General features: G+C 71.7%; 22 protein-coding genes and 1 other RNA gene. 10 read left to right on the plus strand and 13 right to left on the minus strand.

The window, feature by feature from the left end:
• Positions 1–72 precede the first annotated feature (72 nt).
• Complete coding sequence (locus tag ACSMXX_RS24115; RefSeq protein ID WP_473180783.1) at positions 73–1,314, minus strand: SpoIIE family protein phosphatase; 1,242 nt, start codon at positions 1,312–1,314, stop codon at positions 73–75.
• Positions 1,315–1,737: 423 nt separating this feature from the next.
• Between ACSMXX_RS24115 and ACSMXX_RS24120 the strand changes: the two genes are divergently transcribed.
• Positions 1,738–2,436 (plus strand): zinc metalloprotease, encoded by a 699-nt coding sequence (locus ACSMXX_RS24120; protein WP_473180784.1) that lies wholly within the window; start codon positions 1,738–1,740, stop codon positions 2,434–2,436.
• A gap of 64 nt (positions 2,437–2,500) precedes the next feature.
• Here the strand turns inward: ACSMXX_RS24120 and ACSMXX_RS24125 are convergent, their stop codons facing one another.
• A complete protein-coding gene (locus ACSMXX_RS24125; protein ID WP_473180785.1) occupies positions 2,501–3,010 on the minus strand; it encodes a GNAT family N-acetyltransferase in 510 nt (169 codons plus the stop codon).
• A 252-nt stretch (positions 3,011–3,262) separates the two neighbouring features.
• Between ACSMXX_RS24125 and ACSMXX_RS24130 the strand changes: the two genes are divergently transcribed.
• The 3 genes from ACSMXX_RS24130 (at position 3,263) to ACSMXX_RS24140 (ending at position 7,535) form a co-directional block, all read left to right on the plus strand.
• Positions 3,263–3,859: a hypothetical protein gene (locus ACSMXX_RS24130; protein WP_473180786.1), complete on the plus strand. Its 597-nt coding sequence runs from the start codon at positions 3,263–3,265 to the stop codon at positions 3,857–3,859.
• A complete protein-coding gene (locus ACSMXX_RS24135; RefSeq protein ID WP_473180787.1) occupies positions 3,852–6,422 on the plus strand; it encodes a M48 family metalloprotease in 2,571 nt (856 codons plus the stop codon). The genes ACSMXX_RS24130 and ACSMXX_RS24135 overlap by 8 nt, the downstream gene beginning before the upstream one ends.
• 81 nt (positions 6,423–6,503) lie before the next feature.
• On the plus strand, positions 6,504–7,535 hold the full coding sequence (locus ACSMXX_RS24140) for an endonuclease/exonuclease/phosphatase family protein (protein ID WP_473180788.1): 1,032 nt from the start codon (positions 6,504–6,506) through the stop codon (positions 7,533–7,535).
• A 124-nt stretch (positions 7,536–7,659) separates the two neighbouring features.
• Here ACSMXX_RS24140 and rnpB read toward each other — a convergent pair.
• From rnpB to ACSMXX_RS24155, 3 genes are all read right to left on the minus strand, one after another.
• Positions 7,660–8,075: RNase P RNA component class A (gene rnpB / locus ACSMXX_RS24145), an RNA gene on the minus strand.
• Positions 8,076–8,104: 29 nt separating this feature from the next.
• Positions 8,105–9,385: a lactate 2-monooxygenase gene (locus ACSMXX_RS24150; protein WP_473180789.1), complete on the minus strand. Its 1,281-nt coding sequence runs from the start codon at positions 9,383–9,385 to the stop codon at positions 8,105–8,107.
• A 113-nt stretch (positions 9,386–9,498) separates the two neighbouring features.
• A complete protein-coding gene (locus ACSMXX_RS24155; RefSeq protein WP_473180790.1) occupies positions 9,499–10,287 on the minus strand; it encodes an SDR family oxidoreductase in 789 nt (262 codons plus the stop codon).
• 130 nt (positions 10,288–10,417) lie between these two features.
• On the opposite strand from ACSMXX_RS24155, the gene ACSMXX_RS24160 reads away from it, so the two are divergent.
• Both ACSMXX_RS24160 and ACSMXX_RS24165 read left to right on the plus strand, forming a co-directional pair.
• The gene (locus tag ACSMXX_RS24160; protein WP_473180791.1) at positions 10,418–12,046 is read left to right on the plus strand and encodes an alkaline phosphatase D family protein; all 1,629 of its coding nucleotides are present in this window, start codon (positions 10,418–10,420) and stop codon (positions 12,044–12,046) included.
• Positions 12,047–12,169: 123 nt separating this feature from the next.
• Positions 12,170–13,663 carry a multidrug effflux MFS transporter gene (locus ACSMXX_RS24165; protein ID WP_473180792.1) on the plus strand — a complete coding sequence of 498 codons (1,494 nt, stop codon included), beginning with the start codon at positions 12,170–12,172 and terminating at the stop codon, positions 13,661–13,663.
• 235 nt (positions 13,664–13,898) lie between these two features.
• Here the strand turns inward: ACSMXX_RS24165 and ACSMXX_RS24170 are convergent, their stop codons facing one another.
• From ACSMXX_RS24170 to ACSMXX_RS24180, 3 genes are read right to left on the minus strand one after another with little or no spacing between them, the layout of a single operon-like run.
• Positions 13,899–14,519 (minus strand): dihydrofolate reductase family protein, encoded by a 621-nt coding sequence (locus ACSMXX_RS24170; protein ID WP_473180793.1) that lies wholly within the window; start codon positions 14,517–14,519, stop codon positions 13,899–13,901.
• The gene (locus ACSMXX_RS24175; RefSeq protein ID WP_473180794.1) at positions 14,519–15,025 is read right to left on the minus strand and encodes an SRPBCC family protein; all 507 of its coding nucleotides are present in this window, start codon (positions 15,023–15,025) and stop codon (positions 14,519–14,521) included. Before ACSMXX_RS24175 ends, ACSMXX_RS24170 begins: the two co-directional genes overlap by 1 nt.
• Before the next feature lie 3 nt (positions 15,026–15,028).
• Positions 15,029–15,370, minus strand: coding sequence for an ArsR/SmtB family transcription factor (locus tag ACSMXX_RS24180; RefSeq protein ID WP_473180795.1), 342 nt, complete (start codon positions 15,368–15,370; stop codon positions 15,029–15,031).
• A gap of 222 nt (positions 15,371–15,592) precedes the next feature.
• Here ACSMXX_RS24180 and ACSMXX_RS24185 point away from each other — a divergent pair, with 222 nt between their 5' ends.
• Positions 15,593–16,684, plus strand: a complete 1,092-nt coding sequence (locus tag ACSMXX_RS24185) for a small ribosomal subunit Rsm22 family protein (protein WP_473180796.1) — start codon at positions 15,593–15,595, stop codon at positions 16,682–16,684.
• A gap of 386 nt (positions 16,685–17,070) precedes the next feature.
• On the opposite strand, the gene ddaH is transcribed toward ACSMXX_RS24185, so the two are convergent.
• Positions 17,071–17,889, minus strand: coding sequence for a dimethylargininase (gene ddaH / locus ACSMXX_RS24190; RefSeq protein WP_473180797.1), 819 nt, complete (start codon positions 17,887–17,889; stop codon positions 17,071–17,073).
• A gap of 92 nt (positions 17,890–17,981) precedes the next feature.
• A complete protein-coding gene (locus ACSMXX_RS24195; RefSeq protein ID WP_473184939.1) occupies positions 17,982–18,929 on the minus strand; it encodes a glycerophosphodiester phosphodiesterase in 948 nt (315 codons plus the stop codon).
• Between the two features lie 245 nt (positions 18,930–19,174).
• Here ACSMXX_RS24195 and ACSMXX_RS24200 point away from each other — a divergent pair, with 245 nt between their 5' ends.
• Positions 19,175–19,951 (plus strand): bifunctional DNA primase/polymerase, encoded by a 777-nt coding sequence (locus ACSMXX_RS24200; RefSeq protein ID WP_473180798.1) that lies wholly within the window; start codon positions 19,175–19,177, stop codon positions 19,949–19,951.
• Positions 19,952–20,041: 90 nt separating this feature from the next.
• Here the strand turns inward: ACSMXX_RS24200 and ACSMXX_RS24205 are convergent, their stop codons facing one another.
• On the minus strand, positions 20,042–21,028 hold the full coding sequence (locus tag ACSMXX_RS24205; protein WP_473180799.1) for an SCO2278 family lipoprotein: 987 nt from the start codon (positions 21,026–21,028) through the stop codon (positions 20,042–20,044).
• Positions 21,029–21,451: 423 nt separating this feature from the next.
• Between ACSMXX_RS24205 and ACSMXX_RS24210 the strand changes: the two genes are divergently transcribed.
• Positions 21,452–21,895 (plus strand): SH3 domain-containing protein, encoded by a 444-nt coding sequence (locus tag ACSMXX_RS24210; RefSeq protein ID WP_473180800.1) that lies wholly within the window; start codon positions 21,452–21,454, stop codon positions 21,893–21,895.
• A gap of 49 nt (positions 21,896–21,944) precedes the next feature.
• Here ACSMXX_RS24210 and ACSMXX_RS24215 read toward each other — a convergent pair whose 3' ends face one another.
• Together ACSMXX_RS24215 and map are read right to left on the minus strand one after the other, a co-directional pair.
• The gene (locus tag ACSMXX_RS24215) at positions 21,945–22,616 is read right to left on the minus strand and encodes a biliverdin-producing heme oxygenase (protein ID WP_473180801.1); all 672 of its coding nucleotides are present in this window, start codon (positions 22,614–22,616) and stop codon (positions 21,945–21,947) included.
• 56 nt (positions 22,617–22,672) lie between these two features.
• Positions 22,673–23,530: a type I methionyl aminopeptidase gene (gene map, locus ACSMXX_RS24220; protein WP_473180802.1), complete on the minus strand. Its 858-nt coding sequence runs from the start codon at positions 23,528–23,530 to the stop codon at positions 22,673–22,675.
• Between the two features lie 52 nt (positions 23,531–23,582).
• On the opposite strand from map, the gene ACSMXX_RS24225 reads away from it, so the two are divergent.
• Positions 23,583–23,828: a hypothetical protein gene (locus ACSMXX_RS24225; protein WP_473180803.1), complete on the plus strand. Its 246-nt coding sequence runs from the start codon at positions 23,583–23,585 to the stop codon at positions 23,826–23,828.
• Positions 23,829–23,894 lie beyond the last annotated feature (66 nt).

Genomic DNA, 23,894 nt, shown 5'->3' on the forward strand with positions numbered 1-23,894 from the left:
CGGCCTCCCGGGGTGGTCGGCCCGCCGGCGTGGTCGGGCGCGGGCATGAGGCGCTGCCGCGGCCACTCGCTGTCAGAGGCTGATGACCACCAGGGCGATGTCGTCAGGGGCGCCGACGCTGACACCGAGCCCGGACAGCAGGTCGTCCGCGACCCGCTCGGCGTCGCGCCCGGCGCTGGAGGCGAGGGTGGAGGTCAGACGGGCGATGCCCTCGTCGATGTCCTCGCCCCGCCGCTCCACCAGCCCGTCCGTGTAGAGCACCAGGCAGTCCCCGGGGTTGTAGAGCGCGCGGGCCTGTGGCCGGGGCATCTGCTCGGAGCGGGTGGCCAGCGGCGGGTCCGTCGCGCGGTCCAGCAGTTCGCAGTCGCCATGTGCGTGGAGCAGGACGGGGGGCAGATGCCCGGCGCTGCTGTAGGTGATCGTCTGCTCGTCGGTGTCGATCCTGACCTTGACGGCGGTCGCCGACTGCGCGCCTTCGACGGAGTTCGCGTAGAGCCCCAGGATCTGCAGCGCCCTGGCAGGGCTGGCCGTGGCGCGCATGGCGGCGCTCAGGGCGCTGCGCAGCATCCCCATGACGCCGGCCGCTTCGAGTCCGTGGCCGACGACGTCACCGACAGCGGCCGTGAACCCGGCCTCGGGCACGTCGGTCACGTCGTACCAGTCGCCGCACACGTTGAGCGTCCCCACGGCGGGCAGGTAGCGGACGGCGACGCCCGGCCTGGGCAGATCCGGCGAGTGGAGCAGCGCCTCCTGAAGGGTGAGGGCGACCCGGCTCTCCCGGGCGTGGGCCCGCCGCAGCTCCTCGTTCATGTGCTGGAGCTCCTGGCCCCGGGCGTAGAGCTCCGCCTCTGCGCTGCGTGTGCGTACGTTTCTCTCCTCGTCGGCGGCCGCGAGGGGGCCCCACTCACGGATGAACCCGGTGACGTCCTCCACACGGTGGATGATGCAGGTCACCGAGCCCTCGGGCCCGAGGACGGGGGTGTTGACCGGTGACCACCAGCGTTCCTCGAATTCGCCGGGGCGGCCGGCGACGGGGATGTCGTACTTGTGCAGCGCCATGCTGTCGGTTTTCCGCAGCTCCACGACCCTGCGCAGCGACGCCGCCAGGTTCGCTGCGGCGTCCGACTGCGGGTCGGCGGGATTGGGCGGGAAGGCGTCGAACATGTACTTCCCGACGAGCTCTTCGCGGGGCCGCCCGGTGACCTGCAGGTACGCCCGGTTGGCGTCCAGGATGGTCAGCTCCGGGTCGAGTACCAGGTTCGGGCTGGGCAAGGCCGCGAAGAGCGCGGCGTAGTCGATCTCCGGTCTCGTCACTGCTCCTGCCGATCCCCAGAGGGACAGAACGGGGCCAATCTATTGCGGGGCCTTCGCCCTCGCCCGTTGTGCGCTGTCGTCTGCGCGTCCGCGTGCCCGTGCGCGGACGCGTCCGTGGCGCGTTCGCCGCCGCGGCGACGACCGCAGAGGCCGCGCCGCGGCGGCGCGCACCCGCTTGCCGCCGTCTCCCCGGAGGATTCGCGGGCCGCGCTCGAATGGAGGCGCGCCGGACGGCCTTTCGGCCGCCTCGCGTGGCGTTCGCCAACGGCCTTGTGGCGCGGGTCACTTGAGAAGAAAACGGGTATTACCGGGATACCGGAGTGCCTTCCCGTACGTCCGCCGCGCCGGGCCGCGGGATCCCGAGCCCGTCGCCCGTGGACGCGTCACGGGAGCGGCCCCCCACACAACTTCACAGGAGCGCCCATGCTGAGAACCGGCATCGCCGTCGGCACCGCGCTGATCGTCACCTGTGCGTTCGGCGTGACTCCCGCACACGCCGCCCGGCTCACCGTGCAGGGCACCGGCTTCCGGCTGGCCACGCGGCTCGGGGTGACCTCGGTCAGTCCGTCGCGCCAGTACACGGTCACATTCGCCTCCGCCGCGCTGAAGCAGCGCTACACGCCCCATCTGACGGCCGCGGTGGCCCAGTTGAGGACGGCCGGGGTGAGGATGACGGTCGGCGGGGTGGAGCGCCTCGATCCGTCCGTATGCCCGCCCGCGGGGCACATCCACTACACCGAGAAGTACCGGCCGACGGGCCGCGGCGGCTACAGCCTGGGCATGCCCTGCCCGGACCCCGCGAAGGGCGTCGCGGCGGGCGGCGTCGTCACCATGGACAGCGAGTACCACGACGGCACCTGGCACATAGCCCCGTACCAGCTGCGGAACACCTCGGTGCACGAGATGCTGCACGCCCTCGGGCTCGACCACCCGAACCTCGACCTGGACGGCGACGGCACCGTCGGGCGGTACGAGTGCACCGCCGGCCCGCACGGCATCCGGCCGGTGATGTGCTCACCCAACGGCGGGCACCAGGGCGCCGACGCGGGCAGGCTCACCGGCTTCGACACGGCGGGCGTCCAGGCGCTGCTGGCCAACGCCCGGCGGCAGGGCGTCGGTTGAGCGTAACCGGAGGCCGTCGGCCCGTACCCGCGCGCAGCTTGTGGCGCGCCTGCCGTTCGCGCTGTCAGGTTCGGAGCTCGCCCTCCAGCAGGCCCATGGTGAACATGTCGTACCAGCGCCCGTCGCGGCGGAAGACCTGGCGCAGCCTCCCCTCCTCGGTGAACCCGACCTTCCGGTAGACGTGGTGGGCGGCGTGGTTCTCCGTGACGACCGTCAGCGAGATCTTGTGGAGGCGCATCTTCTCGAAGCCGTAGCGGCACATCGTGCGCATGGCGTCCGTGGCGTAACCGCGCCCCCAGTACCTCTTCTCCCCGATGTAGATGTCGAGTTCGGCGCAGCCCGTCTCCGGTTCCGCGTCGCGCAGGCGCACTAGGCCGATGAGTGCCGCGTCGGCGAGCACCTCGATTCCGTACAGCACGTCGCCGTACCCGTTGCGCGGCCTCTCCTCCAGGCGCTTGCTGACGGCGGCCGACGACTGGGCGTAGCCGTCGCTCATCCAGCGCATCACCTCGGGGTCGCTGTGCCACCGCCACATCGCCCCGGCCTCGGACGGCTCCAGAGCACGCAGTTTCACCAACTCACCGGACACCATGCTGCGTTCGCCCCCAGGGTGGTCCGTCAACGGTTCCGCGGCGCGTCAGTGAAGCACCTGCCCGGGCTTCGCTCAACCGGATAACCGCCCTTCGGGCGCCGCCCCCGTGGAGCTGTGAACCGCCGTGCGTACCGGAGTAGTTGACGGGGTATGAGGACATTTCTCAGGACGGCGGTAGTGTGCCTGCGCTGACGGCGCACATGTGGGCGGATGCTGTACGGGGGGAGAGTTCCGGTGGGCGATCAGTACGGCCGGGAGGCCGCGAACCGGCTGGCACGCGCGGTGCTGGCGGGGAGTGAGCTCAACGAGCAGGCAGGAATCGACGCCCGCGCGGAACTTGAACAGTTCGACGTGGTCGCCGACGCGTTCCACACCACGCCGCGGCGCGGACGCCGGAAGGAGACCCGGCAGAGCGAGCCGCTCGGATTCGGCGTCGAAGGGATCACCGCGGCGGTCACCACCCTGGTCCTGGCAGTCGCCGTCGACGTGCTCAGCCAGTTCGCCCGGGCGCGCACCGAGCGCACCGCCTCTCGTCTGGCCTCCTGGATCAGGCGCGTCCTGCTGCGGCGCCCGGACCCTGCGACGGAACCCGCTCCGAGGTCCGGGCCCGAACTGCCGGAATCCCAGCCCACGTTGACGTCGGAGCAGATGCAGCAGATCCACGGCATCGCACGCCGGAACGCCCGCCGGCTCCGTGTGCCGGCAGAGATCGCGAAGGCGGTCGCCGACGGGATCGTCGCCGAACTGGTCATGGCGCCGGCCGCGCCGGACGCCGAGGCCGGGGCATCGGGCCCTGGGGAACCGGAGGCCCACGGGCGACCCGGTGACTAGCGCCGCGACGACGGCGGCGCGCACACGCGATCCGTTCACCGTGCCGTCCGGCACGACCCTGCGCTTCGCCCTGCTGGTGCTCAGCACGACCGCGGTCGTCATGTCGTTCGCCGCCACCCGCTTCGGGCCCGGGGGTTCCGACGAGGACAAACGCCGCTTCGTCGAGTACCGGGACTGCTGGGAGCGCCAGAACCGGGGGACGAGCGGCTTCCCCTCGGGTGACAGGCCGTCGGCCGAGGAGTTGTGCGGCGCGGACCCCCGGCTGGTGGACCTCTGGGTGCCGGTGGCCGCCGTACTCGTCTTCTGGCTGGTCGTGTTCGTCACCTACTGGTACCTGCCGGGCTGGCGGATCCGCCGCCGCCGGTATGTGCAGCTCGGGGCCGAACTCCCCGATGTGACAGAGACATTGGAGAGGCTGTGGGCCAGGGCGGGCACGGAGCCGGTCCGCTGGCATGTGCAGCCGCTCAACTCACGTGTCTCCGCGCTGGCCTTCGGCCGGTGGAGACGCAGGCACATCGTCCTCAGCGGCGGTCTGATCGCTCTGCGGGCCCGACGGCCCGAGGCCTTCGAAGCAGTGGTTCTGCACGAGCTGGCCCACGTCCGGAACCGTGACATCGACATCAGCTTCCTGACCATCGCCGCCGGACGGGCCGGCCTGCCCCTGCTCCTGCTGAGCCTTCCCTCCGGCATCGGCTGGGAGTTGCTGTGGGGCACCGGGACGGCCGCCTCCTTCGCGCAAGGTGTCGCGGCGTCGCTCCAGACCCTCTGCCTGATCGTCGTCATGCCGCTCGCACGCAGAGCGGTCCTGCGCAGCCGTGAGTTCTACGCCGACGCACGTGCCCAGCAGTGGAACACCTCGCCCGACGCCCTGCACGCGCTCTTCGGCTCGGGGAAGGAGAGGCGCCGGCTGACGGGCGATCTGCTGCGGGTGCACCCCACCGCGGCCCAGCGGCGCGCCATGCTCGACGACACCGGGCCCCTGTTCCGCAGCGGCTTCTGGGAACTCCTCGCGGTCGGCTCCGTCCTCGGAGCGCTGCATACCGAGATCACCGACACGTACGTGCTCAACTCCGCCCTGGGCGCGGGCGCCGACGCCGCCAAGTGGCTGCTCGCCGGCCTCGTCACCGGAACGCTGTCCGCGGGGATCGTGGGCTTCCTGGCACTGCGCTCGGACGAGGGGTTCCCTGGAGCGGCCAGGCGCGTGCTGCGGACGCCCGCGTGGGGGCTGGGCTGCGGACTGGCGCTGGGCGGCGGTGTGTTCAGCGCGAGCACCGCGTTCACTCTGGCCAGCGCCGGGCAGCTCGGTCTCGGGTTCCTCCCGTGGACGGCCCTGCTTGCTTCCGCCGCGTTCGTCTCCGCCCGGTGGATGTCCGGCACGGTCCACCTGTGGCGGCAGGCGCTGCCGCACCGGCAGCGTCAGGCCCTGACCCTGTGCGGTTTCGTCGCGGCGGTGGGACTGCTCTTCGCCTGTGTCCTCCACTGGCTGATGGAGCTGATGACCGGTCAGGCCCTGATGTCGAGGATCCTCGACGGGCGGGTACCGGAGATCGTGGCCTTCGTGCTGGCCGCGGGCATGAACGCCGCCGTCCGCTCGCCGTATCTGCTGTGCGCGGGCGGGCTGGCGGCGCTGCTTCCGCTCCTGGGGCAGTCGCTGATTCCCGGTGCGCGTGACGGGGCCCGCCGGGAACTGCGCCACACCCTGGGCAGCGGGGTGCGCTGGGGGCTGTGGCTCTCGGCGCTCGTGGCCGTGCTCACCTTCGCAAGGGCCGGGGCCCCCGGGGCCGGCGCCTTGGGGCTTCTGTCCACGGCCGTGGCACTGGTCGTCCTCGCAGTCCGTACGGGCCGCCGCCCCCGTGACAGCGGTCTGGCCTTCGCCCACGCGGCGCTGGCGAGCACGATCGCCGGCGTCCTCGCTCTAGCCGGTGCCGAGGTGCTCCTGGCGGTGCTGGGGTGCTGGACCGGCAGATGCGCCGCACCCGACCTGTCCCGGGCGGCCGTCTACGCCGGTGTCAGCGCGATTCTGTGGTCGGCCGTCGCGGCCTGTGTCCCGTCGGTTCGCAAGGGACGGGTACCGGACAATGCCCCGCCACTCGCCCCTTCGACCGCCCCGACACCGGCTCCGCCACCCGCCCCGACACCGGCATCGCCGCCGGCTCCGTCACTCGCGGTACCGCGGGCGCCGGCCAACGGCATGGGCGTGGCCTCCCTCGTCCTCGGGATCACCGCGACGGCCTTGTTCTGGCTGTGGCCGCTGGCCATCGCCCTCGGCACCCTCGCCGTGATCTTCGGCGCGATCGGCCGTGGCAGCGCGAAGCGCGGCGAGGCCGGCAATCCCGGTCAGGCTCTGGCCGGGCTCGTCTTCGGTGCCTTCGGCGCGGCTCTCGCCCTCGCCATCGGCCTGGCCCTGACAGTCACGGACGCCGGCGACGGGACCGGCCGAACCGGCAGGACCGGCGACAGAACCGACAACGGCTCCGCCGTCACGACGTACAGCCCGGCACCCGCCGCCCATGAGCGGTCAACAGGCCCCGCGCGGACGGATATTGCCGAACGCAGACGCTGAACGCACAACGCACAACGCACAACGCAGAACCAGATCCGCCCGGTTGCTCGTCTTGGAGCGAGTGGACGGGGAGCCAGGGCCATGGTGGAGCAGGTGCGGTCAGACCGAAGCGCGATGCCGGCGGTGAACGCGGCGCTACGGCGCGCGGGCCGACGGGCGCGGGGCGGGGATGCACGGGACCGGTCGGCCTGGAAGCGGGGCAGGGTGCTCGCCGCGCTCGCGGTGGTGACGGCCGGGCTGCTGGCGTTCCACCGCGCCGTGCCCAACTCCGCCGGCCGCCTGGGGAGTCTGCTGGAAGCGTTCCTGCCATCGCTGGGCCTCGCGGTCGTGGTCCTGCTCGGCCTGGCGCTGCTGCGCCGTTCCGCCACTGCGCTGGTGGCCCTGCTGCTGCCGGCGGCGGCCTGGATGTGCCTCTTCGGAGGGCTGTTCCTGCCCGCTGAGAGGCCCGGCGCGACGCACGACCTGGTCGTGGTGCAGCACAACGTGAGCGACGAGAACACCGACCCGGCCGGTACGGCCAGGGCACTGGCCGGAGCCGAACCCGACCTCATCGGGCTGGAGGAGCTGGTGCCGCGGAAGCTGCCGCTCTACGAAAGGGCCCTGGCCGAGGAGTACCCGTACCACGTCGTACGGGGAAGCGTCGGCCTCTGGTCGAAGCATCCGCTGAGCGGCAGCAGGCTGGTGGACATCAGACCCCGGGGGATCGCGGAGGGCTGGAACCGCGGGCTGCGGACCGTGGTCCGTGCACCGCACGGCGAGATCGCGACGTACGTCGCGCATCTGCCCTCGGTCCGCCTGCGTGCGAGCGGCATGGAATCCTCCCTGCGCGATGAGAGCGCCGGGCTGCTGGGCCGGGCTCTCGCCGCCGAGAAGCGGGAAGCAGTGATCCTGCTGGGCGACCTGAACGGCACAGTCCACGACCGCGGGCTCGGCCCGCTGACCTCTCGGATGAAAGTCGCGGAGCGGGGCACCTCCTTCAGCTTCCCCGCCGCATTCCCGCTGGCCCGGATCGACCAGGTCATGGCCCGCTCAGCGACGGTCGGCCACATCCGCACCCTGCCCGCCACCGGCAGCGACCACCTGCCGGTAGCCGCCCGGATAACACCGGACTGAGCGCCGTCTGCCCGACCGGTCGGAATCTGATCCGGCTCAGAGCCGGATCAGACCCGGACCAGAGATCCGAATCAGCAAGGCCCGGAGTGCACACCCGCTCCGGCCAGGGGCTGAGGTGGTGCGGCGGACGAGTCGGCCTGTACGCCGGGTTCTGTCTCCCCGGAGCCTCGCGGCGCCGGGGGAGGCGGCCATCCATCTGGGACCGGCGTTGCCGCCGGCCTCGTGCGGTCCACCCGCGGACTCGGGCGGGCAGCCCTCAGACGTCCGCGCAGAGCCGTCTGCCGACGGCCCCTCTTGACCTTGCTCCGGATGGGGTTTGCCTAGCCGCCCAGGTCGCCCTGGGCGCTGGTGGTCTCTTACACCACCGTTTCACCCTTACCGGGTCCGTACCGCTGTGCTGCCGTACGGCCCGGCGGTCTGCTTTCTGTGGCACTTTCCCGCGGGTCACCCCGGGTGGGCGTTACCCACCATCCTGCCCTTCGGAGCCCGGACGTTCCTCGACGGAACCGAAGGTTCCGACGCGGCCGCCCGGCCGGCTCGTCCGCCGTACGGCCCATGATAGCCGCGGCTCACACCCCGCTCTGCAGCGAGCCCGGCGACAGATCGGCAGGTGTGCGGTGCCCCGACAAACCCAGCGTGAGGTCCAGATCGGCCAGCAGGCTGCGCAGCACGTGCCGCACGCCGTCCTCGCCGCCGTGCGCCAGCCCGTACGCGTACGGGCGTCCGACGAGGACGGCACGTGCGCCGAGGGCGAGCGCCTTGAGGACGTCCGAGCCGGTGCGGACACCCGAGTCGAAGAGGACCTCGAGGCGGTCGCCGACCGCCTCGACGACTTGGGGGAGCGCGTCGAGGGAGGCGATCGCGCCGTCGACCTGGCGCCCGCCGTGGTTGGAGACGACGATGCCGTCCATGCCGGCGTCGGCGGCCCTGCGGGCGTCGTCCGGGTGGAGGACGCCCTTCAGCACGATCGGGCCGTCCCAGTGCCGCCGCAGGAACGGCAGTTGGTCCCAGGAGTGGTCCGTGCCCGTGAACATCGGCACCCAGCGCAGCACCGCCGGAATCAGATCGTCCTCCGGCGGCTTGTCGAGCCCGGCGCGGAAAGCGGGGTCGGAGAAGGGGATCGCGGTGCCGATGCCGCGGATGAACGGCAGATAGGACTGGTCGAGGTCCTGCGGGCGCCAGGCGAGGGTCCAGGTGTCGAGGGTGACGACGAGAGTGCTGAACCCGGCCTTGCGGGCGCGGTCCAGGATGCTGACGCATACGTCGTCGTCGTTGGGCCAGTACAGCTGGAACCAGCGCGGGTTGTCCGGCCCGTGCGCCTCCGCGACCTGCTCGATGGTGTGCGAGGAGGCGGTCGAGAGCACCATCGGGACGCCGACGGAGGCAGCGGCGCGGGCCGTCGCGAGCTCGCCGTCGGGGTGGATGATCGACTGGACGCCGACGGGCGCGAGCAGCACCGGCGCGGGCATGCGGGTTCCCAGCACCGTCGTGCTCAGGTCCCGCGCCGCGGAGCCGCGCAGCATGCGCGGGACGAGGCGGTGCCGCTCGAAGGCCTCACGGTTGGCGCGGTGCGTGGCGCCCGATCCCGCCGCCCCGGCGAGATAGCCGAATGCGCCGGGGTCGAGATGCTCGCGTGCGGACGAGCCGAGGAGGGTGAGGTCCGTGGTGAAGGGCGGCAGACTGCCGTCGAGACCGTTCAGATAGATGTCGTTCTGGTAGTTGGCGAAGCCCGGGGCCGGCGGCGGCGCCGCACCCGCCTCGTTCGCCTCGCCGGTCCCGTTCGCCTCGCCGGTTCCCACCGCATCGTTCCCGGCCGCATCGGTCCCGGACACCCCGGACGCCTCACTCATCGCACTCGCACCCTTCTCTCTCCTGGGCCCATGAGTCTGCGCTGCCCAGGGCGCCTGCGGCTACCCTCCGTCGAAGGCCCGGTCCGTACTTCCGGCACCTGGGCGCCCTGGCGTCAGCCCCGTCCGATGTACGGCATCGCCGTCGCCATCACGGTCGCGAACTGCACGTTCGCCTCCAGCGGCAGCTCCGCCATGTGCAGCACCGTGCGGGCGACGTCCGCCGCGTCCATCACCGGCTCCGCCCTCGTCGTGCCGTCCGCCTGCGGTACGCCCGTCTGCATGCGCGCCGTCATCTCGGTGGCGGCGTTGCCGATGTCGATCTGGCCGCAGGCGATTCCGTACGGACGTCCGTCCAGGGAAAGGGATTTGGTCAGGCCCGTCACCGCGTGCTTGGTCGCCGTGTACGCCACCGAGCCCGGCCGCGGCACATGGGCGGAGACCGAGCCGTTGTTGATGATCCTGCCGCCCTGCGGCCGCTGATCCTTCATCAGCCGGAACGCGGCCTGAGCGCACAGGAAGGCACCGGTCAGGTTGACGTCGACGACGCCGCGCCACTCCGCAGCCGGCAGGTCCTCCAGCGGCACGGCCGGGCCGAACGTCCCGGCGTTGTTGAACAGCAGGCCGAGCCTGCCCCCGCTCTCCCGTACGGACGAGAAGAGGGCATCGACGGCTTCCGGATCGGTGACGTCGGTGGGGACGACGGCCACCTCCGACGCCCCGGCCTCCGACGCCCCGGGCGCTTCCCTGATCAGACGCGCCGTCTCCTCCAGCGGCGCCGCCCGCCGCCCCACCAGCGTCAACCGCCATCCCGCCGCCGCCAGTTCCACCGCCACGGCCCGTCCGATGCCGGATCCAGCACCGGTCACCACGGCCGTCCTCGCTCCCTCGTCCTGAGTCGTCATCCGCGCAGAGTACGTCCGTGCCGCCGGACGGGCCCATGACGGCGGCAGCTGACGGACTGCCACCGAGTGGACACCCGGCTGTCGCGTGTCCGTCCGCTGGACGACTCCCGCGGCCTGTGCAATCACGTGTATGACGCAGCCTTCGAGCGCAGACAGCGAATACCGTGCGGCTGCACGGCGATTGTGCCGTCGCAGACTGCTGACCGGGACGGCGGCGACCGTGACGCTCGCACTCGGTACCAACCTCCCCCGGCCCGCACACGCCGCAGCCAAGCTCGACCCTGCCCGTATCGACAAAGACCCCTTCACCCTCGGTGTGGCCTCCGGCGACCCGCTGCCCGACTCCGTCGTGCTGTGGACCCGGCTCGCTCCCGAACCGTACGAGCCGGACGCCGGCCTCGCGCGCCAACCGGTCCAGCTCAGCTGGGAGTTGGCGAGCGACGAGCGCTTCACGCGCAAGGTCCGCAGCGGGAGCGTCACCGCGCACCCGGAGTTCCACCACTCGGTGCACGTCGTGCCCGAGGGCCTCAGCCCGCGGACCCGTTACTACTACCGGTTCCGTGCGGGGCGCTGGACGAGCCCCACCGGCTGCACCCGTACCGCTCCGGCCGCAGGCGACGCGACCGGTTCGGTGAGGTTCGCCGCCGTCTCCTGCCAGGCGTACCACGACGGATACTTCACCGCGCTGAAGCATCTCGCGGCGGAGGAGGACGTCGACGCGGTGCTCCACCTGGGCGACTACCTCTACGAGTACGCGGTCGACGCACACGGAGGCGACCGTGCCGACCCCTCGCTCCAGCTGCCCGACTCGTTCAACAAGGAGACCGCGACGCTGGAGGACTACCGGCTGAGGTACGCCCTCTACCACAGCGACCCCGACCTCCAGGCGGCGCACGCGGCCCACCCCTGGATCGTCACCTGGGACGACCACGAGGTGGAGAACAACTACGCGGACGAGACCCCGGACGGCTCACCGCCCGAGGCCTTCCTCGCCCGCCGCGCCGCCGCCTACCGCGCGTACTACGAGAATCTGCCGCTCCGCCCGCCCCAGCAGCCCTCGGGCCCGGACCTGCAGCTCTACCGGAGGCTGCACTTCGGCAGGCTCGCGCAGCTGGACGTCCTCGACGGGCGCCAGCACCGTGACAACCAGTCAGCCGGCGACGGCTGGCAGATCCCCACCGAGGAGACGGAGAAACCGGACCGGACGATGCTCGGCGCAGCGCAGGAGCGCTGGCTCTCGGACGGCTGGAAGAGTTCGCGCGCGGTGTGGAACCTGGTGCCGCAGCAGACCGTCCTCTCCCGCCGGCGGAACAGGACGACGGGCCCGTACCCGCTGTCCATGGATGCCTGGGACGGCTATCCGGCGGCGCGGAAGCGGTTCCTCGACGCCGCGCGCACGGCCGGTGTGAAGAACCTCGCCGTGCTCACCGGGGACGTACACGTGCACTACGCCATGGACATCAAGGAGGACTTCGACGACACCGGCTCACGGACCGCCGGTGTGGAACTGGTCACCACCTCGGTCGCCAGCGGCGGCGACGGAGTCGCGAAGCCGGGAGACTGGCAGACCCTCACCGACGCCAACCCCCACATGAAGTTCTACGACGGGCGCCGCGGGTACCTGCTCCTCACCCTCGACCAGCGGCAACTCCGCGCGGACTACCGGACGGTGGATGCGGTCACCCGGCCGGGGGCACCGGTCTCGACGGCCGCGTCGTACGTCTCCAAGGCCGGTGATCCGGGCCTGGAACCGCTCTGAGAGCCGTATGAAGCACCTGCGTAAAGGCCCGTGCGCAGGCGCCCGTAACGGAAAACCGGTTGGGCCGGGGACGGAAATGTCTGGGAGAATGTGTCTGTCAGCAACAATCTCCTGGAGAGGTGCATGTCCGACCCCGGTCCTGCCCGAACGGCCGCCGCCACGGCGCCCGTCGGCGACTCCGTCGCCGCCCCCGACTCCGACCAGGGCCCCGGCTCAGGACACGGCTCCGTGACGGGGCAGGCCTCCGCTTCCGGGTCCGGACCCGGAGCCGGCCCCGCATCCGTTCCCGGATCGGGTCGGGCGTCCGAGCCCGCCACCGCTCCAGGATCTGGACCCGCGTCCGGTTCCGCACCCGTTCCCTCACCCGGTCCCGCCTCCGGCCTCGCAGAGGCGACCGTCCCGGAGCTCGGCCGCCTCCAGCGCGCCGGCCTGCTGGTCACCCTCATCCTCGGCAGCCTCACCGCCCTGCCCGCGCTGTCGATGGACATGTACCTCCCTGCGCTGCCCGCCGTGAGCGGCACGCTGCACACCCCCGCCGCTACGGCCCAGCTCACGCTCACCGGATGTCTTCTGGGGCTCGCCGTGGGCCAGCTCGTGGTCGGGCCGATGAGCGACCAGTTCGGACGCCGCCGTCCGCTGCTCATAGGCATGAGCGGATACGTCGTCGCGGGTGCGGCCTGTGCTCTCGCTCCGAGCATCGAGACGCTGATCGTCTTCCGCCTGGTGCAGGGCCTCACGGGCGCCGCCGGCATCGTCATCGCCCGTGCGGTCGTCCGCGATCTCTACGACGGCCTCGCCATGGCCCGTTTCTTCTCCACCCTGATGCTCATATCGGGCCTCGCGCCTATCCTCGCCCCCGTGCTCGGCGGGCAGATACTCCGCTTCACCGACTGGCGGGGCGTCTTCCTGATCCTCACCGGCATCGGCCTCGTCCTCACCGTCGTCGTGGCCCGCTGGCTGCCGGAGACCCTGGCGCCCAGCATGCGGCACAGCGGCGGCGTCCCGGACGCGCTGCGCACGATGCGCGGCCTCTTCGCCGACCGCGCCTTCACCGGCTATCTGCTGGCGGGCAGCCTCAGCTTCGCGGCGCTCTTCGCGTACGTCTCCGCCTCACCCTTCGTGGTCCAGGAGATCTACGGCGCGAGCGCGCAGACCTTCAGCTTCCTCTTCATGATCAACTCCATCGGTCTGGTCGCCGCCGGCCAGATCAACGGAAAGCTGCTCGTCGGCCGTGTGCCGCTGGACCGCGTCCTCGCCTTCGGGCTGTGCATGACCGGTGCGGCCTCGGTCGCGCTGCTGCTGATGACGAGCGGCGTCTTCGGCCACGCCGGACTGGTGCCGGTCGCCGCCGCACTGTGCGTACTGATGACCGGCATGGGCTTCGTCATGCCGAACGCCAACTCCCAGGGCCTGATGCGCGCTCCGCACGCCGCCGGTTCGGCGTCCGCGCTGCTGGGCACCGCCCAGTTCCTGATCGGGGCGATCGCCTCGCCGCTCGTCGGCGTCGCGGGCGAGCACACCGCCGTGCCGATGGCGCTGGTGCAGGTGAGCGCGCTGTCGGTCGCGGCGGTCGCCTTCGTGTGGCTGTGCCGTTCGAGGCGGACGGCCCGCAGCTGACGCAACGCCCGGGCCACCGCGGGGGACGGCTGTGCCCTGGCCGGCGCGGGCCGCGCATGCGTGGCCGCGCGGGCGTCGTGGCGTAAGCCGCATACCGGATGCCCGCCACTTCGCCGCGGTCGCCTCTGCGCCGGAGACGAGGCCTTCGCCGTGCGCGCGGGCGACTTGCACCCCGGCATGAGGACCGTCTGCGCGCCAACCGCGTGGGTGTTCCTTCGCGTCCGCCGCCGTGGGCCTACCGCTCCCGGACGGCGTAGGTCAGGTGCGTCACCCTCGGGGAGGGCTCCGCGCGGACCGGTTCCAGGGCCACGCGGCCCGCGTCCACGCCCTCGAACAGGCGGATCCCGGAGCCGAACAGCACGGGCGACAGCGCGATCGAGAACTCGTCGATCAGGCCGGCGTTCACGTACTCCAGGATCGTCGCGCCGCCGCCCGCGATGCGGACGTCCCGCTCGCCGGCGGCCTCGCGGGCCCGGTCGAGCGCGGCCTCGATGCCGTCGTTGACGAAGTGGAAGGTCGTGCCGCCCGGCCGCTCCCACGGGTCACGCGTCTCGTGCGTCACGACGAAGACCGGCGTGTGGAAAGGCGCCTCCTCCGGCCACGCCTGCTCGCCGGCGTCGAACATGCGCTTGCCCATCACGCTCGCGCCGGTGCGCTCGAACGTCTCCCGCACGATGTCGTTGTCGCGCCCTTCCTCGCCGCCCTCGCCGAGCTTCAGGTTCTCCCGCAAGAACCGCTGCGGGAAGATCCACTGCTGCAGTTCCATCCACTGCTGCCCCATCAAGTCCTCGGGGGACTCGGGCGCGATGAAACCGTCCAGCGACATCGACACGCTGAAGAACACCATCCCGGCCATCAGCCCTCGGCTCCCTTCCGAACGATCTCGGTGACGTAGGCAGCCAGGTTGCTCAGGGTCTGCCGGCCACCCTCGATCGCGTGGTACTTCTCGACCGCCTCGTCGCGCAGCTCCTTGGTGGGGAACACCGTGCGCATCTCGATCCGGGTCGCCGCACCGTCGGGCTCGAACGTCAGGACCGACTCGAAGGCGTTCGGGTCGCCGCGGGACTCACCGTGCAGCAGCGCGATCCGCTCCGGCGGAGCGATCTCGGTCCAGGAGATCCACTCGGCGTAGTCCGTCCCGTCCGGTCCGTGCATCACGAAGTCCCACTCCCCGCCGACGCGGAACTCGAACGACTGCGTGGTCGTGGTGAACCCCTCCGGTCCCCACCACTGCGACAGGTGCCGGACCTCGGTGAACGCCTCGAACACCAGCTCCCGTGGGGCGTCGATGACCCGGGAGATGACGATCTCCCGGTCGGACGACGCGGACTGCGCCCGGCGCTCTCGTCCCGTCGCGCTCATCAGCTAGCCCTCCTGCCTTCCCTGCTTCAGGTCCTGCACGTACGCGTCCAGCCGGTCGAAGCTCTCGTTCCAGAACCGCTCGAACCCGCCGGTCCACTCGTGGACCGGCCGCAGCCCGCGGGCGTCAAGGCCGTACAGGCGCTGCTTGCCTGCCTTGCGGTCCCGCACCAGCCGGACCTCCCGGAGCACCCGCAGGTGTTTGGACGCGCGCGGCTGGGTCATCCCCAGCTCCCGGGCCAACTCGGTCACCGGCCGCTCACCCGCCCGCAACAGCCCCAGGATCTCCCGGCGCTGCGGCTCGGCGATCGCGTTGAAGACGTCCGACGTCGTCGCTGCTCGTGCCATGGCTTCATCGTATGCCCATATCGGCATGCGTCAACCTCGCCCCCGACGAGGTCTTCACGGTCCGCAGGTACGCACGGTCCGCATGTACGCCACCGCGGAACCCTGATCGCCGTCCGGCCAGTGCGTAAATCCCTCAACGCTTCGAAGTGCTTGCGCAGGTCAACGCGTTGTGCGTGCTCTCAGCCCCGAATCGTGAGCCGAGTCGGGTTCTAGACTGCCGTGGTGATCGAGGAGGAACTGCGCCGCGCTCTCGCCGCGCTCGTCGACGGGCTGCCGCCGCGTGCGGCGGCCGGCGCCGTGGAGCGGCTGATGACCGGCTACCGGGGAGCCGGCGAGGCCGCCGCCCCCGTGCTCCGCGACCGCTCGGACGTCGTGGCCTACGCCGCGTACCGGATGCCCGCCACCTTCGCCGCGGTCGCCTCGGCGCTGGAGGCCTTCGCCGTACGCGCGGGCGACTGGCGCCCCGGCAGCCACCTGGACGTCGGCGGTGGTACGGGCGCCGCCGTGTGGGCCGCCGCGGAGGTCTGGGACGGTGCGGCGGCCGCCGGCCCGGAGGGCGGAGCGCGCAGCACCACCGTGCTCGACCGGTCCCGGCCCGCCCTCGACCTCGGACGTGAACTCGCGGGCACCTCCGGCGCGGACGCGCTGCGCGCTGCCGAGTGGCGGCACCGTTCGCTGACCGCGCAGGACACCGGTGGCCGGCCGGGTGACGCCGGGCCCGGTGACGCCGGGCTGCCCGCCGCCGACCTCGTCACCGTCTCGTACGTACTGGGCGAACTGCCCGAACCGGACCGGCTCACGGTGATCGATGCGGCGGCCCGCGCCGGCCACGCAGTGGTGGTCACCGAGCCCGGAACTCCCGGCGGCTACGCCCGGGTCATCGCCGCACGCGACCAGCTCGTCGCGGCCGGGCTGCGCGTCCTCGCGCCCTGTCCGCACAGTGCACCGTGCCCGATGGTCCCCGGCGAGGACTGGTGCCACTTCGCCGCGCGGGTGAACCGCTCCTCGCTGCACCGGCAGGTCAAGGGCGGCTCACTGCCGTACGAGGACGAGAAGTTCAGCTATGTGGCGGCCGTCCGCTCCGGCCTCGCCGGCGACCCGGCCGACGGCCGCATCGTGCGGCGGCCGCAGAAGCGCAAGGGCCAGGTGCTGCTGGAGCTGTGCACCGCCGCCGAAGGGCTGCGCCCGGCGACGGTCACCAAGCGGCACGGTGCCGGCTACCGGCAGGCCCGCGACGCGAAGTGGGGCGACGCCTGGCCCCCGGACCCGGCCCCCGGCGGAGACACCAGCACCCGCCTCGACCCGAAGGGCTGACGAGCTCAGGGCTGACGAGCGCACTGGCCGCCGTGGGCAGCCTGGCGGCGGTGACGCCGGTCTTCGGCTGTCTCGCCGTACGGGCCGGCGCGCACGGGGAGGCGCGTCCGGTCACCCTCCCCATCGGCGTCAGCCACCGCGGCGAGTCGCCGGCAGTCGTCCTGCGCGGGGCGGCACCGAGCTGCTCTTCGTTACGAGGGCGCCCGTCGCTGCCCCGGGGACAGAAGCCTGGTGGAGCACGGGGAACGGGAAGAACCGGACTCCGAGTCGGCGGGGGTGACGTGCGGCCCACGGGCAGACAGCCCGTGGGCCGCGAAGCCCTGGCCGGGCCCGAGGGCGGGCCAGGGGCCGGCTTGCCGCCGGCCTGACGCCGGCCTGACGCCGGCTCAGGCGGCCGGACGCAGTTCGGCCGTCACGCACTTCACGCTGCCGCCGCCTTTCAGCAGCTCCGTCAGGTCGACGGGCACGGGTTCGTAGCCCCGCTGCCGCAGCGGTTCGAGCAGACCCACGGCCCCCTGCGGCAGCATCACGTGATGGCCGTCGCTGACGGCGTTCAGGCCGAGGGCCTCGGCGTCCGGCCCGGACGCGATGACCGCGTCCGGGAAGAGCCGCGCCAGCACGGCCCGGCTGCCCGGCGAGAACGCGGGCGGGTAGTACATGACTTCGTCACCGCCCAGCACGCACAGCGCCGTGTCCAGGTGGTAGTAGCGCGGGTCGACCAGGTCGAGACCGATCACGGGGCGTCCGAAGAACTCCTGCACCTCGCCGTGCGAGAGCGGACTGCTGCGGAAGCCCCGCCCGGCCAGCAGCCACGTGTCGGTCACGGCGAAGTCGCCCTCGCCCTCGTTGATGTGCTCCGGCTCGTGCACGTCCGTAAAGCCGTTGGACCGGTACCAGGACAGATGCGCCGCCGCCTCTTCCGCACGCTCGCGGTGGGCGAATCGCGCGCCGAGCACGCGGCCGTCGACGACGGTCGCGCCGTTGGCCGCGTACACCATGTCGGGCAGCCCCGGGACCGGTTCGAGCTCCTCGACGGTGTGGCCGAGCGAGCGGTAACGGTCCCGCAGCTCCTCCCACTGGGCGAGCGCCAGCGGGATGTCCACGGGCTTGCCGGGATCCATCCAGGGGTTGATGGAGTACGTCACGCGGAAGTGTGCCGGTGGGCACATGAGGAAGCGGCGGGGGGTGTAGCCGGGTCCGTACAACGAAGGCTCCTTACGGGGTCGACGCGCACTGTGCTGCGCCCATGGTGCGCTGTGCGGGGCTCTCTTCGCCGCGATGTGAACGGAAAGTTCGCTCACGGGCCGCCTCCGCCGTCCGCGGCGTCCGCCTTGTCCCCCTGTGCGTGGCTCCGGCCGTCCCCCTCGCCGTCCGGCTCGGCCTCCCGCCGGGGTGTACGGGCCATCAGCCGCGGCGCGTCCGTCAGCACCCCGTCGCATCCCAGCCGCAGCACCCGGTCACGGGCGGCAGGCCTGTTGACCGTGTGCGACCACACGCGCGGAACGCCCGACCGCACCGCCCTGCGGATGTCGGAGTCCCGTGCGCGGTGGTCGACGCTGAGCACGTCGACCGTGCCCCGCCAGCGCTCCGGGCGGTCCGTACGGGCCTGGCTCACCGACCGCCACACCGAGGTCAGCAGCCCCATCCGGTGTGCCTTCGCCGCCAGCGGCAGCTTGTTGGACTGCACGTACACCGAGTCGGTCAGTCCCCGCTCGCGGATCATCCGCGCCAGCCGCTTCAGTCCGCCGCCGTCCTTGACTTCGACGTTCAGCACGATGCGCCCCCCGAAGCGGCCGAGTACCGCTTCCGCCGTCGGCGGGTGCTCCGGGGGCCAGGCGCCCGGCAGCCCGCCGGCGGGCCGCAGCCGCACGCGGTGCCACTGGCGCAGCGTCAGCCCGGCGACCGGGCCCGCGTGATCCGTCGTGCGGTTCAGGGTGCGGTCGTGCATCGCGACGAGCGTTCCGTCGCGCAGCGTCCGTACGTCCACGTCGAGCACGTCCGCCGAGCGGCGCCGGTAGGCGGACAGCAGCCCGGCCATGCTGTTCTCCGGCGCCTCCAGGGCGCCGCCGCGGTGCGCGGCGTAGACCGTACCGGGGAGCCCGGCGGCGCGGGGCCCGTCGGGGGCCCGCATGCGCGCGGGCGCGGCGGCACAGCCCGGTACGAGCACCACGGGAGCGAGGACGAGCAGCGGAAGGAGGAACGCCCCTACGGTTCTGACGGCCCGTACGGCCCTGACCGTGATCATGACCATGAAGCTCAAGCTAAGCGCGCGTTGCGGAACGTGCCGCCCGGAGAGCCCGTCGTGCGGCAGACGGGTGTCCTGGCACGGCGCACGCGCCCTTGCCGTCCCGGACCGGCGGGCGGCGGGATTCCGCCCCGGATGACGACGGGTCAGCCGTGATCCCGGGATTCGGCCCGGAGCGTGCTCGGTGCTGCGTACCCTCGGAGATCCACGGTTGTGGTCGCGGGAGTTGCGGAGTGAGGCGATAGATGGAACGCGAGAGCAGGTTCGACCGGTGGCTGCGTCACTTCGCACGGAGCGGCCCCGGGGCGAGGACGGCACGCTCCAGGAGCGCCGTCGCACAGGCCGACGCCGCCCGCGCTCGTACGGAACTGCTGCTGACCGCCGCCGCGGCGGGCTTCCCTCTCGCGCCCGCCGCGCACCCCTCGGGATACGGCTGCTCCTGCGTACGGATCGGCTGCCCCACCCCCGGGCGCCACCCGCTCTCGTTCGGATGGCAGACGCAGGCCACCACCGACCCGGCACAGATCGAGCGCTGGGCCGAAAGCCAGCCGCAGGCGAACTTCGTGGCCGCCACGGGGCGGGACCACGACGTGCTCGACGTACCCGCCGAGGCCGGCTGGGCGGCGCTGGAGCGGCTGGAGTCGCAGGACGTGCCGGTCGGCCCGGTGGCGCTCTCCGGCGGCGACCGGATGCTCTTCTTCACCGCCACCCGCGGCACACCCGACGACGAGGACGAGTGGTGGCCGTGCGAACTGGACTGCCACCCCGAGACGATGGACGAACACCCGGGCCTGCGCTGGCACTGCCGCGGCAGCTACGTGCTCGTGCCGCCCGCGACGCTGCCCGGGACGGGTCAGCGCGCCGAGGTGCGCTGGGTGCGTCCGCCGGAGACCGGCGGCGGTACGGCCGCGGCCGCTGCCGGTACGGACTCGCTGCCCGAGCCGCTGACGCTGCTGGAGGCCCTCACCGACGCGTGCGCGGCGCATGCGGGCGAGGACACCGCGGCCTGGCCGGCGCGCTGACGACGGGCGCGGGCGCCGGGGAGACGGCGGTGAAGTGACGGGTCGCCGGGCAGCCGGCAGCAGCTGCCGCGGGCCCGCGCCCGCCGCAGTTCACTCGCCCTTGACCGACGTCAGCCCGTCGATCCGGTTGAGGAACTCGATCTCCCCGCCGTCCTTCTTCGCGGGCACCGAGACGGCCTGTTCGGAGACCCGCACATACGTCACCGACTGCTGGGGATCGCCCGTCATCAGCGCCTTCACCAGCGGGTCCTTCACCGGGGGCTTGTAGCCCTTCGCGTAGGTCTCCTTGGTGTGGTGCTGCGAGGCGAAGAAAACGAGCGCGCCGCCGTCCTCGGTGCGCAGCCCGAACGGCGCGTACTGCGGCGCCTTGGCCGGCACGTCCGCGAACTCCGTGCGCTTGCCAGGCCTGTTGGCCGACCCCTTGCGCTGATCGCGCCGCTTGCTGGTGTGCTCACCCGGGGCGAAGTCGCCGCCGCCCTCGCGGAGATAGCTCACGTACGCGTCGCTCAACTCGTCCGGCGCCACGGCCAGCCGGGAGCCTGGCCCGCCCGGCACGGCCTTCGCGTAGCCGCGCTTGCCGATGGCGAACCGCGGTATCTCGGAGTCCTGAAGCACCGCGAGATAGGAGGCCCGCCAGTCGGACTTGGCGTCGTCACGCTGGAAGACCAGGAGCCAGCGCCCGTCCTGCGTACGGTTGCTTCGCGCATTGGCGACGAAGAACTTGGGCCAGCCGGCCTGCTTGGGAATCAGGAACCGCGCGTCCGACAGCTTCAGCGGCTTGTAGCCGGGGTTGCCCTTCGGAGCGAGCTTCTTGCGCGACTTGAGACCCGCCTCGTCTATCGCGCCGAGCGCACCGGTCTCGATCGTGGAGTTCAGCCCGGGGTCGTGGGAGGTGTTCGCCTTGTTGCTGGTGGTGTTGAACTCCTTGAGGATCTTTTTCGCGTCGGGCTTGGAGACCGCGGGGATCACCGCGGTCTCGCCGTGCACCGTCACACATCCCGACAGCGCCACCGACAGCACCACCGTGGCCGTCGCCGACGCGAGCAGCCGTGTACGCCGCGCATTTCGCGCATTCATCGTCGTGTCCTCCCCGCCCCGCTTGCGGTATAGCACCTTATCGCCCCGCCCAAGGCGTTCGTCTCTGAGAGCCGGGCGCCCGTATGCAATCATGCGCGGCCGCCGTGGTGGATCTCAGGGGGGCCTGGTGTAGCCCCCAGGGAGGTTCGGTACCGCAATCGGTCAACTGCGGTGAACGCAGGAGAGTTCACGGACCGTCCCCAGGGGCGCGAGGGCGCGCGGCCCATGTGTCCGCACTGGTGAACACAACCGGCGGATCGCGCGTGTGAAAGCGAATAGACCGTCACGGACCTGCATAAAATCGGGCAGAACGTCCCAGTATCCCCGTGATACGGCGTGTGGCATTCCGTCGCAGGATGCGTCCTTCCCGGACGAGTCCTGGAGGCCCCACCCGCTCACGGCTTACGGAAAGGAGGCAGCTGCATGGCTGCCACTACTGCTCGTCGTGTACGGATCGCCGCCACGGCCTCCGCCCTCCTCATGGGCGGTTCGCTCCTGGGAGCGAGCGCCGCTCAGGCGTCGGCGTCCACCGTCCCCGCCCAGGCGTCGTCCCCCACCGTCTCCGACGCCGCCTGGCCGAAGAAGCCGTACGGCATCGTCACCGCCCGCTCGGGCCTGAACGTCCGTCAGTACCCGAGCACGGACTCCTCGGTGAAGTACGTCCTCCCGTACGGCGCCAAGCGCGGCCTGGACTGCAAGATCCGTGCCCAGCTCATCGATGGGAACCCCTACTGGTACAAGCTGCGGGACAGCAACTACTGGATCAGCGCGCGTTACGTGCACAACGTCGGTCACGTGAAGCTGTGCAAGGACCGCTACCCCTCGCCGCTGACCAACAGCGCGAAGGCCCAGAAGGCGATGGGCTGACGGTGCGGGCGCGCTGCTGACGTGACGCGCCGCGTGTTCGCGCGGCGCCTCAGCGGCCGGCCGGAGCAGGGGCTCCGAGCTCCTCGAAGACGGCCGTGTTCAGCGTGAAGGCGCGCCCGCACTCGCCGACGATGCGCCACTTCTCCTCGTCGTCGGCCGGTACCGAGTCGAGCAGTTCGCGGTACCCCCTCTTGAAGGCGGCGGGGTTCGGGATGTCCTCGAAGACATAGAACCGGACCCCGTCGCCTTTGTGTGCGAAGCCCCAGTTCTTCTCGGCGGTCCCACGTACGACCTGACCGCCGGAGAGGTCGCCCAGGTAGCGGGTGTAGTGGTGGGCCACGTAGCCGCCCGGCCAGTCCCGCGCCACCTCGGCGATGCGGCCCGTGTAGCTCTCCGTCGCGGCGAGCGGTGCGACGGTGCCGCGCCAGGCGGATGTGCCGTGCAGATGGTCGAGGTCGCGTTCGAGGGAGGGCAGGCGGAAGAGCTCGCGCCGTACGAACGGACCCGCGACCGGGTCGTCGTCCAGCTTGACCGCGGCCTCCTCAAGGGCGCGGTAGACGAACCACAACTGCTCGGTGTAGCGCGTGAACGCCGCCCTCCCGAGCCTGCCGCCGAGCATGTCGCTCATGAACGCCGAGTTCTCCGCCTGAGTGTGCTGCGCCTTCGTGGCGTCACGGATCAGGGTGGAGAAGGGGAGGTGCGCGGACAGCCGTGAGGTCATGACGGCATTCTTTACCGACAGCCTGTCGGGAAAACCCCCGGAGCGTGGTCAGGTGCTCACGGCAGCGTGAGGATGTCGGCGCCGGAGTCCGTGACCGCGAGGGTGTGCTCGAACTGCGCCGTGCGGCGGCGGTCCTTGGTGACGACCGTCCAGCCGTCCTCCCACATGTCCCACTCGTACGTGCCCAGCGTCAGCATCGGCTCGATGGTGAAGGTCATCCCGGGCTTCATCACCGTGGTCGCACGCTCGTCGTCGTAGTGCGGGATGATCAGGCCGGAGTGGAACGAGGTGTTGATGCCGTGGCCGGTGAAGTCGCGCACCACCCCGTAGCCGAAGCGCTTGGCGTAGGACTCGATGACACGGCCGATGATGTTGATCTGCCGGCCCGGGCGTACGGCCTTGATGGCGCGGTTGAGCGCTTCGCGTGTGCGCTCGACGAGCAGCCTGGACTCCTCCTCGACGTCTCCGCAGAGGTAGGTGGCGTTGTTGTCGCCGTGCACACCGTCGATGTAGGCGGTCACGTCGAGGTTCACGATGTCGCCGTCGCGCAGGACGGTGGAGTCGGGGATGCCGTGGCAGACGACCTCGTTGACCGAGGTGCACAGCGACTTGGGGAACTTCCGGTAGCCGAGCGTGGACGGGTAGGCGCCGTGGTCGCACATATAGGCGTGGGCGACTTCGTCGAGCTTGTCCGTGGTGACGCCCGGGGCGATGTGCCGGGCGGCCTCCTCCATGGCGCGTGCGGCGATGCGGCCGGCCCTGCGCATCTTCTCGATGGTCTCGCCGTCCTGCGTCTCGGGCCCGGTGTACGGGGTGGGAGCGTCCTTGCCGACGTACTCGGGGCGCGGGATGGGGGCGGGTACGGCGCGGTGCGGGGAGAGTTCACCAGGGGAGAGCAATGACTGGCCAGACATGTGCGCGAGTCTAACTGTGGTAGGGACTGGGCTAAGGGGGGAGCATGACCGTATGGCTCTCTTCAAGCGCAATGCGCCCGGCAAGCCGGGCGAGTGGTACTACTGCATCAAGCATTCCAAGGTCGAGGAGGGTCCGGAGTGCCCGGCGAAGAACCGGCTGGGCCCCTACGGCACGCATGCCGAGGCATCCCGCGCGATCGAGACCGTCCACCGGAAGAACGAGGCGTGGGACAACGACCCCCGCTGGACGGACGCACCCCGGCGTGACGACGGCCAGGGCGGTGCTTCAGGAAGCTAGTGCCGTGGCCGATTTGCCGGGCGTCGCGAGCCGGTGAACCTTTCCGGCCACAGCACTGGACCCCCG

Source organism: Streptomyces sp. DSM 116795, assembly GCF_055792905.1.